This is a genomic window from Cryobacterium sp. Sr3 (genome assembly GCF_004402835.1).
Taxonomy (GTDB): Bacteria; Actinomycetota; Actinomycetes; order Actinomycetales; family Microbacteriaceae; genus Cryobacterium; species Cryobacterium sandaracinum.
In genome coordinates this window covers 229144-247131 of record NZ_SOFA01000004.1, presented here as the reverse complement: position 1 = coordinate 247131, position 17988 = coordinate 229144, and the positions used below count along the sequence as shown (strand labels likewise).

Below are 17988 nucleotides of genomic sequence, written 5' to 3'. Positions count from 1 at the left end.
TACTACCCGGCCGTGGCCGATTCCCTCACCGCCGGGGACCTCGGCGTGGACGCGGCCGAGAACATCGTCACCGCCCTCGACCAGGTCGCGGCCCGGGTCGCGCCCGACGAGCTCGGCACTGCCGAACGTGCCCTGGTGGCCAGTGCGACCGGCGCCGTCACCGACGACACCCGCGGCCTGCCCGGGGAGGGGTTCGCGTTCCCTGCGGACCTGGTGCGGGGCATGGCGGGGCAGTGGCAGGCCCGCCTCGATCCCGACGGCACCGCCCCCAACGAGCCCGTCGCCGAGGCCCGCAGCACTGTCGGGTTCGGGCTCTTCCGCGACGGTCTCTACCCGCTCCGCGGCGGAGTCACGCCGGAGCTCCGCGGCATCATGAACGCCATCTTCGACACGTATCTCTCCGCCCACGCGGCGCCCAAGTTTCCGACCGAAGAAGAACAGGCGCGCATGGCGGCCGGGCAGCTGATCCCGGGGGCGGAGGCCGCGGCCCTCAGCGACGACCGTAACGGCGGTCAGAAACGCGCCGACATCCTCCGCGGTGTGTTCGAAGCCGCCACCCGTGACGCGGGGACCCCGACCATGGGCGGCGCCGCCCCCACCGTCATGATCCACGTCAACCAGGCCGACCTTACCGCCGACCATGGGGTGGGTTGGATCGACGGCGTCGAAGCGCCGATCTCGCTGACAAGTGTGAAGCAGGCGCTCTGCGCCGGCGGATTTCAGGAGATCCGGTTCGGGCCGCACAACAAGGTGCTCAGCCTCAGCACCGAGAATCGTTTCTTCAACCGGGCCCAACGCCGCGCCATCGCCGCCCGCGACGGCGGCTGCGTCATCCCCGGCTGCACCGTGCCCGCAGCCTGGTGCGAAGTACACCACGTCATCCCCTGGCACCGCGGCGGAAAAACCGAGATCGACAACGGGGTCCTGTTGTGCTGGTACCACCACCACAGCATCGACACCTCGGGCTGGAACATCCGCATGATCCGGGGCACACCCGAAGTCAGGGCACCCTACTGCTTCGACCCCACCCGCACCTGGCGGCCTGGGGGAGGGAACCCGGCCAGCCGCTCACCGGTCTCGGCGGGCTCGACCAGCGTCAACGTGCCTTCCCGAAATCGGGTCACCACCGCCTCCTAGGAACGTGGCTTCGTCCGCCACCACCCGGGCGCACAGTGCCCCCACAGTTCGACAGGCGCGATCACGGTGCTGTTTGGCCACCGGAGCACTCCAGCCGACACCAACCCCAAGATCGTGTCACGCTGGTCACATGGATCTGGAGGTGTCGCCCGCGCTGATTATTCCCGAGCGCGAACTCGGCTGGCGGTTCTCGCGGTCGTCAGGGCCGGGCGGCCAGCACGTGAACACCTCCGACAGCCGCGTCGAGCTCATCTGGAGCGTTGCCGAGTCGGAGAAGCTTTCCGACGACCAGCGGATGCGCCTGCTCGCCCGCCTCGCCAAACGCCTCGTCGACGGGGCGATCACCGTGACCGCGTCCGAGCGGCGCTCCCAGCTGCGCAACCGCGAGCTCGCTTTGGCGAAGCTCGCCGACATCGTGGCCGCGGGCCTGGCTCCCGATGCGCCCATCCGCCGGCCGACCAAACCCACTCGTGGTTCGGGCCGAAGGCACCTCGCCGCGAAGCAACAGCGGTCGGCCACCAAGAAGCAGCGGCAGAGGCCGTCCGCCGACTAGCTGCGAGAGCGGGTGAATCGTCGAACAGCGCAGCTCAAAGCGACGAGTCACCCGTTCTCGCTGCCTGAGGTGTCCGCAGGAGCGGCTAACGCAGGAGCGGCTAACGCAGGAGCGGCTACCGCACCAGCAACATCTGTCGGAAGAACGCCGCGAGCTCAGCGGTCGCGGTCAGCGGCAGCACGTTGGCCACATACATGTCCGGGCGCACCACCACGACGGCACCGCCGCGGTCGATCCCGCGCAGCTCGAAGATGTCGTGCGCCGGGTCGGTTGCATAGAGCTTTTCGTAGTCGATCAGCTCAAAGGGTCCTCTTATCGGCAGGAAAACGCCCGGAACCCGGCCGATGTCCACCCCGGTGTGCTCTTGCTGGTAGACCACTTTGACGTCGAAGACACTGTCGATGTCGCTCCCGGTAGGGGTGTACGCGAGCAGCGGCGACTCGAGTGAGGTGCGAATCCACTCGGCCCACTCGGTCAGCGCCGAGGCATCGCCGGACACAGCGGCATCCGCGAACGCGTACAGGCGCCACCGGCCGTCGGCGCGGTGGTGGTGTCCGAGCTGCACGGGGTTGGCGTCGCCGACGCGCACCACCGGGGCGGACTTAAAGCGCTTGCCGAGCGGGAATCCCGTGGCGAGGTGCTGGTGTGTTGCCTCGCCGGTCAGCATCGACGGCGGGTATTCCGTCATGAAACCCGACGGGAACTCGGCCGTCTTCGTATAGAACTCCTCCAGTGGAACTTCCAGGTCCTCCGACTTCGTCGCCATCAGGGTCGACCAGGTCTTGTCGAAATTGATCAGGTTCTTTGCGATGACCTGGCGCTCGGCAGAGTAGGTACCGAGCAGGGATTCGGGGCTGCGGCCTTCGATCACGTAGCCGAGTTTCCAGGCCAGGTTGAAGCCGTCCTGCATCGACACGTTCATGCCCTGGCCGGCCTTGGCGCTATGCGTGTGGCAGGCGTCCCCGGTGATGAACACCCGCGGGGTGCGTGTGCCGATCTCGTGGGGGAGGAGGTCGTCGAACCGATCGGTGAGACGATGGGCGACCTCGTACACGCTGTGCCAGGCGACATTCTTCACGTCGAGGGTATACGGGTGGAGGATGCCGTTGGCCTTCGCGATGATCTCCTCGATCGTCGTCGTGCGCACTGCCCCGTTGTCGTCAGCGGCCACCTCGCCGAGATCCACATACATGCGGAACAGGTATCCGCCCTCGCGCGGGATGAGCAGGATGTTGCCGCCGGATTCGGACTGGATCGCGCACTTCATGCGGATGTCCGGGAAGTCGGTGACCGCGAGCACGTCCATAACGCCCCAGGCGTGGAATGCCTGGTCGCCGGCGAGCGTACAGCCGATCGAGTCGCGCACAGCGCTGCGGGCACCGTCGGCGCCCACCACGTACTTGGCGTGCACGACGCGTTCCTGGCCCTGCTTCTCCCCGGTGGTGTGCACGAGCGTCACCGTGACGGGATACTCGCCCTCGTCGGTGTTCTCCAGGCTGCGGAAGTCGAAGCCGAAATCCGGCTCCATTCGCGTGGGGGAGTGCGCCATCACCTCGGCGAAGTAGTCGAGAACACGCGCCTGGTTGACGATCAGGTGCGGGAATTCGCTGATGCCGGTGGGGTCGTCCACGGCACGGGCCGAACGGATGATGCGGGTCACGTCGGCGGGGTCCGGTGTCCAGAAGGCCATTTCGGTGATGCGGTAGGCCTCGGCGATGATGCGTTCCGCGAAACCGAACGCGTGGAAGGTCTCGACGCTGCGGGCCTGGATGCCGTCGGCTTGCCCGATTGCGAGGCGCTCACCGCGGCGCTCGACGATGCGGGTCGTGATACCGGGGAACTGGGAGAGCTGCGCGGCGGTGATCATGCCGGCTGGGCCCGTTCCGACGATGAGAACGTCGACGTTCTCGGGGAGCTCGCCCGGGCGATTGAGGCCGACCCCGGCGGCATCCTGGATGCGGGGATCGGTGGACACGTATCCGTGGTGGTGAAACTGCACGGCTTCCTCACTTCTTTGTGGGCTCTGCGTGGGTGAATCGGACGTCACTGTCGTAGCGTGCATGTCCTGACGTGTTCGATAATCGAACACAAAGTTCTATTATCGCTTCTCGGATCATATATCATCCGGCCGGCCACGACTAGAGGAGAGGCGGCGAACCAATTCGACGGAGATTCTCGTCGAAAACAGCCATTCCGTCGTGTTCGGGCCCGCTATGGGCAAAATCTCCGTCGAATTCGTTCGGGACGGAGGCGCGGCAGGGAGCTACCGGGCGATCAGGCGGTCACGTGCGCACTTTGCAGGTGCGGTAGGGCGGCGAGGATACTGCTGACCACGCCGGCCTCCGAGCTCGACGGCGCGATGTTCGCGGCGCGCGCCAGGATGCTCGGGTGGCCGTTGGCCATGGCATAGGAGTGCCCGGCGGCATCGAGCATCTCGGCGTCGTTGAGGTAGTCGCCGAACGCCATCGTCTGGGCCCGGCTGATGCCGAGCTGCTGCTGGAGCCGTTCCAACGCTCGACCCTTGTTCGCTCCCTGGCGCATCACATCGACCCAGTTCTCGCCCGAGACCACGACCTCCGCGGGCAGCCCCAGGCCGCGCAAGGCCGGTCCGCTTCGCTGTTCGGCGCGGGCAGGGTCGTAGATCGCCAGTTTCAAGATGACATCGTCGAGGGCGGCCGCATGCACATCCGCTACGACCTCGACCGCTGCGTAGTACCGGCGAACCTGGTCGACGAAGCGCTCGTCGCTGCGCTCGATGTAGGCGCTCCGGGCGCCGCAGACGACGAGCCCCAGGTCGGCACCCGTGGCGGCGGTGCCGCGCACCCAGTCCACGATGGGGGCGATGATCTCGGACATGACGGGTTCGACGTCGATGCTGATGCCGTCCTGCACCACGTTGCTTCCGTTTTCCGCGATGTAGATGAGTCCGTCGTGCTCGCCGAAGATGCCGTGCAGTGTCTGATACTGGCGTCCGCTGGCCGGCACGAACAGGATCCCGGCCCGATGGAGGTCGTCGAGGAGCGCCCAGAACGCGTCGGGCACGTTGCCGTCGTCGTCGAGAAGAGTGCCATCCATGTCTGAAACGATGAGTCGGATGTCGGAGGGCTCTGCTAAGTGGTTCACTGCGGCGGCTTTCGGTCGTTGTTCGTTCCCGGAATCCACGAGTGTTCGCTCGCGTCCCTTGGTCTGTGACGACGACGCTGTCTCTCTCGATGATGTCATCTCTGCCCGCCGGGCTCCGAGTTGCGCGCGAACTGAGCGTTGGGCGCACAGAACGAGCGGCCCTGGTGCCAAACTGGCAGGATTCATTGCACTATCTGCGAGGAGCGTCGACGTGCCTGGTTTTGATTTCTTCAGCGGCCAGGGGCTCGTGCGCCCGGATATCACCGCGGCCGACGCCGAATCGATGGCGTCCTCGCTCTTCGGGATCACCGGCACGGCCCGCGAGCTCGGCAGCCAGCAGGACCGCAACTTTTTGATCACCGCCACCGGTGCCGCCACCAGTGCCGCCACCGGTGCCGCCACCAGTGCCGCCACCGGTGACTCCGCGGGTGACTCCGCCGGTGACTCCGCGGGGGGAGCGACGCAGCGCTACGTGCTCAAGGTCGACAACCCGGCCTTCTCAGCCGCCGAGCTGGCCGCGCAGGACGCGGTGATGGTGTTCCTAACCGAGCACGGCATGCGCGTGCCGCAGCCCGTGCGGGGGCTGAACGGCCTCAGCCGCCAGCACTGGCACGCAACGGATGCCGCCCTCCTCCCGGTGCGGCTACTCACCTTCCTCGAGGGCCCGTCGCTCGAGGCGCGGGGCTATCTGGCCCCGCCGGTGGTCCGGGCGCTCGGCCGGCTCTCGGGCACCACGTCGCTGCACCTGCGTGACTTCGCGGCGGACGGCCTCGACCGCACGCTGCAGTGGGACCTGCGCAACGCGAAGACCGTGATCGACCTGCTGATGCGCTGGGTGCCGGCGGAAGAGACCAGGGATCAGCTCCGTGCCATCGCCGACAGCGCCGCCGCACGTCTGGCGGCTGTGGCCTCCGTGCTGCGGCTGCAGACCATCCACGGGGACATCACCGACGACAACGTGATCTGCCGGGTGCTGCCGAACGGCCACCACGTGCCCGAGGGGGTCATCGACTTCGGCGATCTGGCCACCGGGTGGCTGGTCGCGGAGCTGGCGGTCACGGCGGCATCCGTTCTGCACCACATGCCGGACAATCCGCTGGCGGCCCTCGAGGCGATCGTCGCCTTCGACGAGGTCGTTCCCCTGACCGAGGCCGAGATCACCGCGCTCTGGCCGCTGATCGTGCTCCGCGGGGCGGTGCTGGTGGCCAGCGGCGAGCAGCAGGTGCAGATCGACGCGGACAACGACTACGCGAGGCACCGGATGGACGCCGAGTGGCAGGTCTTCGCCGCAGCCAGCGCGATCGGCTGGGAGGAAGCGGACGCGGCCATCCGGCAGGCGCTCGGTCGGCGGCCGCACACTGGTGCCGAACACACGACCGTGCCCGAACACACGACCGTGCCGATGATCCCCGCGCTCGCCGACGGCGACTACGAAATGCTTGACTTCACCGTGACCAGCCCGGCCCTGGCCGACGGCCTCTGGCAGACAACGGATGCCGAGTGGCGGCTCGCGCAGGCCGCCCTCGCCCGACGCAGCGCCGCCGTCGCCCCCTACGGCCAGTTCCGGCTCACCCGAACCCCGCCGCACTCGCGCCGGGAACCCGACACGTTCGCGCTGTTCACCGAGGTCTACCTGCCTGCCGGTTCGGTGATCGTCGCGCCCGCGGCTGCCTCGGTCACCGAGATCGGAGGCGACACTCTGGTTCTGACGCTGGCCGGTTTCGGGCTGCGCATCGGCGGCATCGTGTCGAACCTCGTGCCGGGGACCGCGATCGCCGCAGGGGAGCCCGTGGGCGTCGCGAGCCCGGTTGCTCGGGTGACCGTGCAGAAGCTCGCTCGCCCGGGTCTGCCGGTCCCGCACTTCACCCAGCCCTCCCGGGCCGCCGCGTGGGCAACCCTCGCACCGGACCCGGCGCGGCTGCTTGGGCTGGCGCCGCAGGCATCCGTCGTCGACCCGGCGATCGAACTGGCCCGGCGCGGTGCCATGATGGCCGCGGCGCAGGAGAAGTACTACGAACGGCCGCCGCAGATCGAACGCGGCTGGCAGGAACTGCTGATCGACACTCACGGGCGCTCCTACGTTGACATGGTCAACAACGTCGCCGTGATCGGGCACAGCCACCCCCGGTTCACCCGTGCCGTGAGCGATCAGCTGGCGTTGCTCAACACGAACTCCCGGTTCCTCTACTCGGCGTTGGCCGACCTCTGCGAACACATCGTGGCGACATCACCGGATCCCATCCTCGACACCGTGCTTCTGGTCAACAGCGGCAGCGAGGCCGTGGACCTGGCCCTGCGCCTGGCCCGGATCCACACCGGTCGCAGCAACGTCGTCGCCTTACGAGAGGGCTACCACGGCTGGACGTCGGCCTCCGACGCGGTGTCGACCTCGGCCTACGACAACCCTTTCTCCTTGGCCTCCCGGCCCGACTGGGTGCACATCGCGGATGTTCCGAACTCCTATCGCGGGACGCATCGCGGTGCCGGGGCGGCAGGGGAGTACGCGGCCGACCTGGCCCGGCTGTTGGCCGATCCGGACGGCCCGGGGGCTGACCTGGCCGCGTTCATCTGCGAGCCCGTGCTGGGCAATGCCGGCGGCGTCGTGCCCCCGGCGGGATACCTCGCCCGTGTCTACGAGCAGGTCCGTGCACGCGGCGGGCTGTGCATCGCCGACGAGGTGCAGGTCGGCTACGGCCGGCTGGGCAGCCACTTCTGGGGCGTGCAGCAGCAGGGCGTCGTGCCCGACATCCTCACGGTGGCCAAGGCGATGGGCAACGGATACCCGCTCGGCGCGGTGCTCACCCGCCGGGACATCGCCGAATCCCTGGCCAGGGAGGGCAACTTCTTCTCCTCGGCCGGCGGCAGTCCGGTCAGCTGCGTCGCGGGGCTGGCCGTGCTCGACGTCATCCGGGACGAATCCCTCCAGCAGAATGCGGATGCCGTCGGCCGGCACCTGGCAGGCCGGCTTGCAGAACTCGCGGAACGGCATCCGTTGATCGGGATGGTGCACGGCCTGGGCCTGTACATGGGGGTGGAACTCGTGCGCGACCGGGACACCCTGGAGCCGGCGGTCAGCGAGACCGCCGCCATCTGCGAACGGATGCTGGAGCTCGGCGTGATCGTGCAGCCCACCTCGGAGAGGCAGAACGTGCTGAAGATCAAGCCGCCCCTGTGCTTGAGTCGGGAGAGCGCGGACTTCTTCGTCGACCGACTCGACGAGGTGCTGCAGGGCGGCTGGTAGCGTGCACGACGTGCTTGACCACCCCCGCGCCGAGCACCCCCGCGCCGAGCTCGCGGCGCTTTGCGCTCGCGGCCTCGACTGAAACGCCGACGGGTTGTGCCGCCTGACAGTTGAACGCAATCCGGTGACAGACCCGGAAGGCCGAAAAAGTTCACCAAAATGGCTGGCCAAAACCCCTGACAGCGGCAGACTGTAACGACACGGGCGCGACCGGCTCCGGCAGCAGCGGTCCCGTCTTGATCGGCGTCAACGAAGCAAGCTTGGGGAGAAAATATGAACAAGTACACAGTCACGAACCCCGCCACCGGGGACAGCGGACCGAGTTTTACTCTGGCAACCGATGCTGAGGTGACCGAGGCCATCGGAGCCGCAGACCGTGCGCACAGTGAGTTCTCTCGCCGCACGTCGGTCGCCGAGCGCGCGGCCCTGATGCAGCGTGTCGCGCACCTGCACACCGAGCGGCGTGAGAATCTGGCCGAGCTCATCGTGCGCGAGATGGGCAAGCCCGTCGCGCAGGCCCTCGGCGAGGTCGACTTCGCGGCCGACATCTACTCGTACTACGCGACCCACGGCGAGGCCTTCCTCGCCGATGAACCGATCGAGCTGCTCGGTGGTGAAGGCTCGGCGTTCATTCGGAGCGCCTCCCTCGGAGTGCTCGTCGGGATCATGCCGTGGAACTTCCCCTACTACCAGGTCGCCCGCTTCGCCGGTCCGAACCTGGTTCTCGGCAACACAATCCTGCTCAAGCACGCCTCGCAGTGCCCCGAGTCCGCTGCCGCGATCGAGGCGATCTTCACGGATGCCGGTTTCCCCGACGGCGCATACCGCAACGTCTACGCCTCCAGTGCTCAGATCTCCGACATCATCATTCCGGACCCCCGTGTCTGCGGTGTGTCGCTGACCGGTTCTGAAGGCGCGGGTGCGGCGGTCGCGGAGGTCGCCGGCCGCAACCTCAAGAAGGTCGTGCTCGAACTGGGCGGATCCGACCCGTTCATCCTGCTCAGCACGGACAATATGGACGAAGCGGTCGACGCCGCCGTCGACGCTCGCCTCGACAACTCCGGCCAGTCCTGCAACGCGGCCAAGCGCTTCATCGTGATCGACGGCCTGTACGACGCCTTCCTGGCGAGCTTCACAGCGAAGATCACCGGCAACGTTCCCGGAGACCCCACGTCGCCGGACACCACGCTCGGCCCGCTGTCCTCCCTCGGTGCCGCCGAGGGCCTCGAGGAACAGCTCCAGCGCGCCGAAGCCCAGGGCGCAACCGTCACCGCGCGGGGAAACCGCATGGGCGCCTTCTTCTCGCCGACGGTCCTGACCGATGTGTCCCCTCAGAGTGACGCTTACCGGGAAGAGTTCTTCGGCCCGGTCGCCGCCGTCTATCGCGTGGCGAACGAGGCCGAGGCCGTGCAGGTGGCCAACGACGTCCCGTACGGCCTGGGTTCGTATCTCTTCACCACCGACCCGGAACAGGCCCTGCGGGTGGCGGACCAGATCGACGCCGGGATGGTCTTCATCAACGGCTCGCTCCTCGACGGAGCAGAGCTGCCCTTCGGTGGAGTGAAGAGATCTGGCTTCGGCCGTGAACTGGGACGCTTCGGCATCGCGGAGTTTGCCAACAAGAAGCTCATTCGCATCCTCAGGTGACACGCGGTGGCGCGCCGCCCGTCTCAGACGGTGGCGCGCCACCCGCCCGCGCCAGACTGCGGCATCCGGTCTCCCTGACGAATTCGACGGAGATTTGGGCCGAAACGGCTCCAAATCTGCCCAAAACTGCGCGCTGCCTCAAAATCTCCGTCGAATTGGTTCGGCGCCGGGCCCGGGCGGCTCCGCCCCCTAGCTCAGGAAGAGCACCACTGCGGCGGTCACCGCGACCACGACCAGGATGGTGCGCAGTACCGGCGCGGAGAGCGTGCGGCCGATACGGGCACCCAGCCAGCCGCCCGCGGCGGAGCCGATGCCGATGAGGAGAGCGATTCTCCAGTCCACGGTCCCGCTGGAGATGAAGATGATCGCCGAAACGATATTCGCGACTCCGGCGAGCACGTTCTTGGTCCCGTTGGCCCGGTGTATGTCGGTGGACCAGAGTATGCCCAGCAGTGCGAGCAGCACGACCCCCTGGGCGGCACCGAAATACCCGCCGTACACGCCCGTCGCGAGCACCCCGAGAATGAGCCCGAGGGTGAGGGGACGCGTATCCGTTTTGGTCAGCAGTGTGCCGGCGGGTGCCGCCGGCGCCTTACGTCGCACGAAGCCGGCCACCCGAGGCTGGATCGCCGAGAGCACCGCGGCCAGCAGCAGCAGGAAGGGCACGACGCCGGCGAACGCCTGTGCGGGCAGGGCGAGCAGGAGCAGACCGCCGACGATGCCGCCCACGGCGGAGAAGATCGCCATCACAGCTACGGGGCGCCACTGCGACCGCAACTCGCGTCGGTAGCCGTGGGCGCCGGCAATGGACGCAGGGATCAGACCCACGGTATTGGACACGTTCGCCGTGATCGGCGGCACGCCCAACGCCAGGAGAACGGGGAAGGTGATGAGTGTTCCGGCGCCGGCGACCACGTTGATGACTCCCGCGGCCAGCCCGGCGATCAGGATGATCGCACCTTCAAGCAATGTCACATCTACCCCCACCCGCCGTTGGACCGTGCAGGTCAAGGCTAGTTCAGGAAAGCTGGTTCAGGCGATGGCCGGCACCGGGGCAGTGGATGCTGCGGTTGTGGCTTGCATCACCGGCTCCCCATCGCGACGGGCATCGCGACGTGACTATGAACGGGGTCGGAATCTGTCGAACCGTCAGCTTCGGCCCCCGGTAGTCACCGCGCTTCTGGCGCTGGGGGAGCCTGATGTCGAGCCCAGGGAACGGCACGTACGGCACCAGGCTGAGGAGGTGGCTGATGATGTCGAGGCGAACCCTCTTCTTGTCGTCGGTATGCGCGACATACCAAAGCGCCCAGCGGCGTCATCCGCAGGAAGTGCTCGGTCTGATCCGGAGTGCAGAAACCCATCACCCGCTCCACGCCCGCATGGTTGTTCCAGCTGCGGTCGAAGAGGACCAGCTCGCCGGCTGCGGGGAAATGCTCCAGGTAACGCTGGATGTACAGCTGGGACTTCTCGCGTTCAGTGGGAACGGCAAGTGCCGCGACTCGGAAGAACCGGGGGCTCACCTGCGCGGTGGTGCGTTGGTAGTGCCGCCCTTGCCGGCCGTGTCACGCCCCGCGAACACGAGGCAGCCAGGCGTCCGGTGATGTTCTCGGCCTTCTTGCGGGACGTGAACGCGGTGAACGGGACCTCGGCGACTTCGGTGCTACGTGATCCACGTTTTCGTGCTGTTGTCATAGATCGCGTTGGTGTACGCAATCGCTGTCCAGGCGTTGTCGGGGATCGTTCCGATCGCTCGTTTGATGGCGGGGTTCACGCGGGCGGTGACGGAGACGTCGGCACCGGTTGTGAGGGCCGCACTGATTGAGGCGTGACCGTAGCAGGCAGAGTCGGCGCGGAGGAGCACGCGCGTTTTTTCGGCTCCGTGGAGCCGTTTGGTGGTGGCGAGGGCATCACGGATCAAACGGGCGGCGCCGCGCTGTGACCCGCACGCACCGCGGCGGAGCCGTTGACCGATGATGATCGGCGCTGATGATGATCGGCACTGACACGTCAGTTTTCAGCGCGTCGAGGAACACGTTGAGGCCGCGCACGCCGGAGTACCTGTAGCCGGAGCCTTCCTTCTGGTACCCGTGGACTTCGATGATGGTGTCGTCAATGTCGAGGAAGATGTAGCCGTCGGTGTCGTGCACGAGCAGTGGGGTTTCGGGCGCGAGGCCCCGCATGAAGCGTGAGGCGACGGCGTCGAGCTGCCGGACGTGACCGAACGCGAACTCGCGCAGGAACGACCCCGACGTCGACGGCGCGTATCAGTTGGTGAAGACCTTCCGCATGCCGCCGTGATGAAGAATCGCGAGGTCGTCGATCGAGTCTGCGCCGGCGACCATCCCTCCGACCAGTGAGGTGACTTTCAAGCCGGCGTTGGCACCCTTGTCGGCGGGGACGGTCAGCCACTGATCGGCCAGGGTCGCCAGCCCCGCTCGGGCGGCCAATTTCATGATCGGGACCAACTCAGCGCCCGACACAAGATTCGGGTCGGTAAATGATGCAGAAACGGTGCGGTTGGTGTGGGTAGCTTGCATCTACAAGATGCTCATCTGTTTGGTAAATTTATACTCTAGACAAGTTCTATCTACCTGATCAGCTGGGTATTCTTGGTATATCGCGCCGTCAAAATCCCACGTCGACCCGTGGATTCAGGCTAAGAAGACCACACCGAGACGAAACGAGCCGCCGCAACTTCCGCTGGCCTCATTCGCCTTGACAAATCCCGCGAACATGGTTGGCTCGTATCAGTGCCAATTTCCGGAACATAGTCCTACCGTGAAAGGAGGTGGCTCGTGAGCCACCATGCCGTTGTCAACCCCGCCACAGGCGAAACCATCAAAACTTACGCCCAGCTTTCTGCTGATGAAATCGAGCAGGTTATCGCATCGGCGGATGAGGCCCACCGCGGCTGGTCACGCAGCTCTTCAACCAACGAGCGGGCCACACTCCTGCGCAGGGTCGGCGATTTGCATGAGGAGCGCCGTGACAAGCTGGCGGCCATGATCGTGCGCGAGATGGGCAAGCCCGTCGATCAAGCGCTCGGCGAGGTCGACTACGCCGCCGACATCTACCGGTACTACGCCGACAACGCGCAGGAATTTCTGAAGGACGAACCAATCACCCTGCTGAGCGGCGAGGGTTCCGCGTTCATGCGTTCCAAATCGCTCGGTGTGCTGATCGGTGTCATGCCGTGGAATTTCCCGTACTACCAGGTTGCGCGCTTCGCCGCACCGAACCTCATGACAGGCAACACGATCATCCTCAAGCATGCGTCGCAGTGCCCGGAGTCGTCCGCGGCGATTGAGCAAATCTTTCACGACGCAGGCTTCCCGGCTGGTGCCTATACCAATGTGTACGCGGACAGCGAGCAGGTCGCCACGATCATCGCCGACCCGCGGGTGCAGGGCGTCTCCCTCACCGGTTCGGAGGGCGCCGGCGCGGCCGTTGCCGAGGTGGCCGGTCGTCACCTCAAGAAGGTCGTGCTGGAGCTGGGCGGATCAGACCCGTTCATTCTGCTGAGCACCGACGACATGGCCGCCGCAGTGGATGCCGCCGTTGCCGGTCGCCTCCGCAATGGCGGGCAGGCCTGCGACGCCGCCAAGCGATTTATCGTGATCGATGAACTTTACGATGAGTTCACGGAGAAGTTCACCGCCGCCATCCTGGCTTGCTCTCCCAGCGACCCGACCGTCCCCGGGGCAGACTACGGACCCCTCTCGTCCCTCGACGCGGCCGAACATCTCGCGGAGCAGGTCGAGCGTGCAGTCGCACAGGGAGCGACCTTGGCGGGCACTGGCAAACGGTCTGGTAACTTCTACCCGTCTGGCGTGCTCACCGATGTCACGCGAGACAACGACACATACCACGAGGAGTTCTTCGGCCCCGTAGCGTTCGTCTACCGGGCAGGCTCAGAAGATGAAGCCATCGCCCTCGCGAACGACACTCCGTTCGGGCTCGGCTCCTACCTGTTCACGACCGATCCCGAGCAGGCACTGCGGGTTGCCGACCGCATCGAGGCCGGCATGGTCTACGTCAACCTCGTCAACGCCGGCAGCGCGGAGCTACCGTTCGGCGGAGTGAAAAGAAGCGGCTTCGGGCGCGAACTCGGACGCTACGGTGCCAGCGAATTCGTGAACAAGAAACTCATTCGTATCGGCTAGACCCATCGCAGACCCCGGCGAACGCCGTTCAGTCGCCGAGTCTGCGGCACGCGAAAACTGCTCGTGCCGCCTCGTGGTCGTCCTGGCGTTCACGCAGCGCCTAGCGACCGCCGAACCCGCGTTTTCCGTGGGCGACCGCGAGTTCGACTTTCGCTCGACCATCGTTGAAGAACAGCGAGAGCAGCACGATCATGCGTCCACCTCCGTCGCCTTGTTGTGGATCTTCACAGGTTGCCACCGGTTCTCCGGGTTGAGCAGACCAGCGCCCACCAGTTCGAGCGCGGAACGGTGATCAGCCAGGTTGGTGCTGGCCCGCGGATGCCGCGGCCACGCTTGCTTACCCAGCGTGCTCGACTCAAAAACAATGGTCGGCTCGACACGTGCGGATGCCGCAGCCGGACCCGAAGCGCCGACGTCATCGTGGTCGGCCACGAACAGCATTCATCGAGGCGCGCAACGTCGGGCGGATCGCCGCCTCGACCCGGTCCCAGCCCGGCCACATCGGGTCGGATACTTGACGAATTCACAAGCCACACCTATTTGATGCCGCTGCGCGCGAATCCCTGCACGAAGAAGCGCTGGAACACCAGAAACAGCACCACCATGGGCACCACGTTGATAAGGGCGAACGCCATCGTTGCACCGAAATCCGACCCGAATTGGCCCTGCAAGTAGAGCAGGCCGATCGGCAGGGTGAAGAGTTCGTTCTGCTTGAGGGCGATAAGTGGCCAGGCGAAATCATTCCAGGACTGCAGCAGCGTCATGAAGAACAGCACAGCGATCAGCGGCTTTGAGAGCGGCAAAACTATACTCGTGAACACTCTAAAGTGGCTAGCCCCGTCGATGAGCGCCGCCTCGATCAGGTCGCGCGGGATGGAGAGAATGAATTGGCGTGCGAGGAACAACCCGAAAGCGCTCGCGGCCGTGGGCAGGATGACCGCCCAGTAGCTGCCGTAAAGCCCGAGGTTCGTTACGAGCCGAAACAGCGGCACCATAATCACCTGCACGGGGATCATCAACGTTGTCAGGGCGATGAGAAAAACGACGTTCGAACCGCGGAACTTGAGCTGCGACAGGGCATACCCGCCTAACAGGTTGACGAGCACCGTGAGAACTGCCACCGTGATCGAGATCGCCATGGAATTGCTAAACCATGTGGCAATCGGGAACCCTGCGAGGACGCGCTCAAAGTTTCCGACTGTCACGGTACGCGGCCAGAGACGCAGTGTGCCACCCAGCAGCTCGGACCGCGATGAGAACGCGACTACAAGCATCCAGTACAGCGGGAACAGCACAACGATGCTGATGAGGATCGCCGCAACGATGCGGGCGACGAGCCCCCGTCGCGAGCCTCTGCGCGAGCGCGGCGCCCCTAATCTAGTTGTCTTCTGCCTGCGGGTCGCCGGCGCTGGCGAGAGGGTGGATGTTGTCACGATTGTGTCCTTATTCGACCAGGTCCCGGCTGCGGCTGGTTCGCCACCGTACCGCAGTGAAAATAAAGGTTACGAGAAGAAGCACGACACCGATAGCGGCGGCGTAACCCTGGTCGCGAGTCACGAAACCCGTGTCATAGGCGTAGGTGACAAGCACGGATGTGGCATTCTGTGGCCCGCCGCCGGTCATCACGAACACGATGTCGAAGACTTGGAAGGAATAGATGACGTTCAGAATGAGCAGAAAGAATGACGACGGGCCAAGCAGGGGCACTGTCACATTCCGGAAGCGGACCCAGAAACCCGCCCCATCCAGTTCGGCCGCTTCATAGAGTTCGGGGCCGATGCTCTGAAGGCCCGCCAGGTAGATGAGCATGTTGAATCCGACCCTCCACCACAACGTCACGAGAACAACAGACACGAACGCGGCGAATCCACCGGACTGCCAGTTAACGCTCGGAAGTCCGATAAATCGGATCAAATTGTCGAGGATGCCGTTGTTCTCGTTGAAAACGAGTACACCAATCAGTGCGGTGGCGACGCCCGAGATAGCCATCGGGATGATGAGAATGGAACGGAACACGCCTCGGGCGGGAAGGACCGAGTTGAATAGCACGGCTGCGCCGAGGCCAAGGACCATCGACAGAGGCGTCACGATGATTGTGAACAGCAGGGTGTTCGCCGTGGATCTCCAAAAGAGCGGATCGCCAAGAAGGCGCTCATAATTGGCGACACCGACGTATTCACCGACCCCGAACCCGTTGGTCTCCTGAAAGCTGATCACCACGGTCCACACGAGCGGCACGAGCACGAATAGGCAAAGCAGCAGCATGTTCGGGGTCAGAAACAGCCACCCCGCGAGTGCCTCGCGCACGGTTTTACTATTACGACGCCCCGGGCGCCTTGGAAGCGTAAGCGACGGCGCAACGGTGCCCGCGACGCGGTCCTGCACGATGGCGACTTTTGTCACGAATTGCCCGTGGTTTGGGCGATCCCTTCTGCGATTGATTTCAGAGTGTCTCCGGTACTTGTCGAACCGGCGAAGGCCGATTCCAGGTTGTCCTGGAGTACGGTGATGATTCTCGACATGTCGGGGGACGCCACCTGGCTTGAGTCCTTGGCGCGCACCGTTGAAGCCTGGCTGAGGAAGATGGGGGCGAGCTCGGGACGTACATCGAAAGCGATGCCCGATTCGCTGAGATCCTTACGGGTCGGCAGGAGTGAGGCGGTCTCGCAGAAGTCGCGCATTTGCGTGCCGCCCGTGACGAAGTCAAGGAAGGCTGCGGCGAGCTCCGGGTTGGCGGTGCCCGCAGTGGCGACGAGCGCATTCCCCCCGAAGTCGCCCCCACCGCGCTTGCCACGTGGCGCGAACGTCGCGCCCCACTCGAAGTCGAGTGTGTTTGTGGCATCCGGGATAGCGAACGCACCGGACCAAACCATCGCCGAGGTCTGCGAATACCAGGTGTCGCTCGCGAACGTGGCCGACTTGATGGTGTTGTTCGGCGGGACGAAGTTCTTCGTGAAAAAGCTTGACGAGAATTCCAGGGCAGCCAACCCTGCGGCCGAGTCGATCGCAGGGTCGGTGAGGTTCGTGTCCAGGAACCGGCCGTCCGCCTGGAAGAGCAGGCTAAGCCAGCGGGTGACGCCATTACCCTGCCAGTTGTAGGCCATGGGGTAGGCCTCTGCGGGTTGGGCGGCACGCAGGGTCGCGGCGACCTCGGACAGCTCGTCCCACGTCCAGGCGCTGTCGAGAGAGGTGGGAACCGACGTGATCCCGGCCAGTTCCAGAATGGCTTTGTTGTACAGGATCACTGAGGTATCGGTGTGGTGAGGCACCCCGAACGGCTTATCGTTACCCTGCACGGCCGCCCAGGCCGCGTCGGTGAAGCGATCGGAAAATCCGGATTCCAGGTACGGGCTCAAGTCCAAAAGCTGGTCCCGACCGGCGTAACTGCCAAACGTGTAATACGGCACGCGGAAGATGTCCGGCGGATTCCCCGCCTGCAGCTGGGCATCAATGTTGGTGAACATCTGTCCGTAGGGAACCGAGTTCAGCTCGATCTTCGTTCCCGCGTTAGCCTCCTCGAACGACGCGATGGCACGAGCGAAACTTGCGAGCTCCGCGTCTGTTCCCCACGTAGTGAATGTCAACGTTTTTGACCCCGTGGCCGTAGAGGTTGACTGCTGCGGCGCGAAACCGCATCCTGACAGGAGCAGGGGTAATGACACCGCTCCGGAGCCGATCAAGAAATGACGTCTGCTAAAATCCATTCAGGGATCCTTCAGCTGGGTCTGGGAGATTCAGATTTCAGTAGTTACGTACACTGATTCCACTGGCACATTATCACGACCCTGGCTGCCGCCAACTGCCGTCTGTCACCGTCGGAATGTGCAAAAGGAATTGACTCACACCGGGCGCAAGACCCGCGCTCGGCTCATCGCTGCCGCGACGACCCTCCTTGTCAACGTCGGGCGTGATGGAGTGTCCACGCGTGCCGTCAGCCGCGCGGCCGGTGTGCAGCCACCCGCCATATAGCGGATCGCGGCCAGGTCAAACCACTCCCGCTTCTGTGGCGGCAGCAACCACTCTCGCCGGTCCTCTCCACCGCGCAGCCAAAGCCGGGATGCTCGACGCTTCCGACCTTCCAGGTATCCCATCGCACTCGTGAAGCGGTACTCGCATCTGTACTG

Annotated in this window: 14 protein-coding genes and 1 pseudogene; 5 read left to right on the top strand and 10 right to left on the bottom strand. The window is 65.3% G+C overall.

The window, feature by feature from the left end; all coding sequences use genetic code 11:
- Both E3N94_RS02165 and arfB read left to right on the top strand, forming a co-directional pair.
- Positions 1–1137: HNH endonuclease signature motif containing protein (locus tag E3N94_RS02165; RefSeq protein WP_198416241.1), on the top strand; the 1137-nt coding region annotated here is incomplete at its 5' end.
- 130 nt (positions 1138–1267) lie between these two features.
- Entirely contained in the window at positions 1268–1690 is a 423-nt protein-coding gene (gene arfB, locus E3N94_RS02160) for an alternative ribosome rescue aminoacyl-tRNA hydrolase ArfB (RefSeq protein ID WP_134374478.1), read from the top strand.
- Between the two features lie 115 nt (positions 1691–1805).
- Here the strand turns inward: arfB and E3N94_RS02155 are convergent, their stop codons facing one another.
- Together E3N94_RS02155 and E3N94_RS02150 are read right to left on the bottom strand one after the other, a co-directional pair.
- Entirely contained in the window at positions 1806–3689 is a 1884-nt protein-coding gene (locus E3N94_RS02155) for an FAD-binding monooxygenase (RefSeq protein ID WP_134569680.1), read from the bottom strand.
- A gap of 275 nt (positions 3690–3964) precedes the next feature.
- On the bottom strand, positions 3965–4813 hold the full coding sequence (locus E3N94_RS02150) for a Cof-type HAD-IIB family hydrolase (RefSeq protein ID WP_277870665.1): 849 nt from the start codon (positions 4811–4813) through the stop codon (positions 3965–3967).
- Between the two features lie 211 nt (positions 4814–5024).
- On the opposite strand from E3N94_RS02150, the gene E3N94_RS02145 reads away from it, so the two are divergent.
- A complete protein-coding gene (locus E3N94_RS02145; RefSeq protein WP_166785316.1) occupies positions 5025–8054 on the top strand; it encodes an aminotransferase in 3030 nt (1009 codons plus the stop codon).
- A gap of 273 nt (positions 8055–8327) precedes the next feature.
- Positions 8328–9701: an NAD-dependent succinate-semialdehyde dehydrogenase gene (locus tag E3N94_RS02140; RefSeq protein ID WP_134374470.1), complete on the top strand. Its 1374-nt coding sequence runs from the start codon at positions 8328–8330 to the stop codon at positions 9699–9701.
- 189 nt (positions 9702–9890) lie between these two features.
- On the opposite strand, the gene E3N94_RS02135 is transcribed toward E3N94_RS02140, so the two are convergent.
- The 3 genes and pseudogenes from E3N94_RS02135 to E3N94_RS16985 form a co-directional block, all read right to left on the bottom strand.
- Positions 9891–10676, bottom strand: coding sequence for a sulfite exporter TauE/SafE family protein (locus E3N94_RS02135; protein WP_134342404.1), 786 nt, complete (start codon positions 10674–10676; stop codon positions 9891–9893).
- Positions 10677–10870: 194 nt separating this feature from the next.
- The gene (locus E3N94_RS16990; RefSeq protein ID WP_347232579.1) at positions 10871–11221 is read right to left on the bottom strand and encodes a hypothetical protein; all 351 of its coding nucleotides are present in this window, start codon (positions 11219–11221) and stop codon (positions 10871–10873) included.
- Positions 11222–11288: 67 nt separating this feature from the next.
- Positions 11289–12238, bottom strand: a pseudogene (locus E3N94_RS16985) (IS1380 family transposase); the annotation flags it as partial.
- Between the two features lie 258 nt (positions 12239–12496).
- Here E3N94_RS16985 and E3N94_RS02110 point away from each other — a divergent pair.
- A complete protein-coding gene (locus tag E3N94_RS02110) occupies positions 12497–13864 on the top strand; it encodes an NAD-dependent succinate-semialdehyde dehydrogenase (RefSeq protein ID WP_104101534.1) in 1368 nt (455 codons plus the stop codon).
- Between the two features lie 100 nt (positions 13865–13964).
- On the opposite strand, the gene E3N94_RS16980 is transcribed toward E3N94_RS02110, so the two are convergent.
- From E3N94_RS16980 to E3N94_RS02090, 5 genes are all read right to left on the bottom strand, one after another.
- Positions 13965–14057: an SsrA-binding protein gene (locus E3N94_RS16980; protein WP_166785315.1), complete on the bottom strand. Its 93-nt coding sequence runs from the start codon at positions 14055–14057 to the stop codon at positions 13965–13967.
- Positions 14054–14305, bottom strand: coding sequence for a hypothetical protein (locus E3N94_RS02105; RefSeq protein ID WP_134419571.1), 252 nt, complete (start codon positions 14303–14305; stop codon positions 14054–14056). The genes E3N94_RS16980 and E3N94_RS02105 overlap by 4 nt, the downstream gene beginning before the upstream one ends.
- Positions 14306–14400: 95 nt before the next feature.
- Positions 14401–15297, bottom strand: coding sequence for a carbohydrate ABC transporter permease (locus E3N94_RS02100; protein ID WP_241987034.1), 897 nt, complete (start codon positions 15295–15297; stop codon positions 14401–14403).
- Positions 15298–15307: 10 nt separating this feature from the next.
- Positions 15308–16171: a sugar ABC transporter permease gene (locus E3N94_RS02095; protein ID WP_241987033.1), complete on the bottom strand. Its 864-nt coding sequence runs from the start codon at positions 16169–16171 to the stop codon at positions 15308–15310.
- A gap of 92 nt (positions 16172–16263) precedes the next feature.
- Positions 16264–17568 (bottom strand): sugar ABC transporter substrate-binding protein, encoded by a 1305-nt coding sequence (locus E3N94_RS02090; protein ID WP_134415132.1) that lies wholly within the window; start codon positions 17566–17568, stop codon positions 16264–16266.
- Positions 17569–17988 lie beyond the last annotated feature (420 nt).

Excerpts from the sequence above, each read along its gene's own strand:
- arfB (WP_134374478.1), top strand. The coding sequence starts at position 1,268 with ATGGATCTGGAGGTGTCGCCCGCGCTGATTATTCCCGAGCGCGAACTC.
- E3N94_RS02105 (WP_134419571.1), bottom strand. The coding sequence starts at position 14,305 with ATGCTGTTCGTGGCCGACCACGATGACGTCGGCGCTTCGGGTCCGGCT.
- E3N94_RS02090 (WP_134415132.1), bottom strand. The coding sequence starts at position 17,568 with ATGGATTTTAGCAGACGTCATTTCTTGATCGGCTCCGGAGCGGTGTCA.
- E3N94_RS16980 (WP_166785315.1), bottom strand. The coding sequence starts at position 14,057 with ATGATCGTGCTGCTCTCGCTGTTCTTCAACGATGGTCGAGCGAAAGTC.
- E3N94_RS02140 (WP_134374470.1), top strand. The coding sequence starts at position 8,328 with ATGAACAAGTACACAGTCACGAACCCCGCCACCGGGGACAGCGGACCG.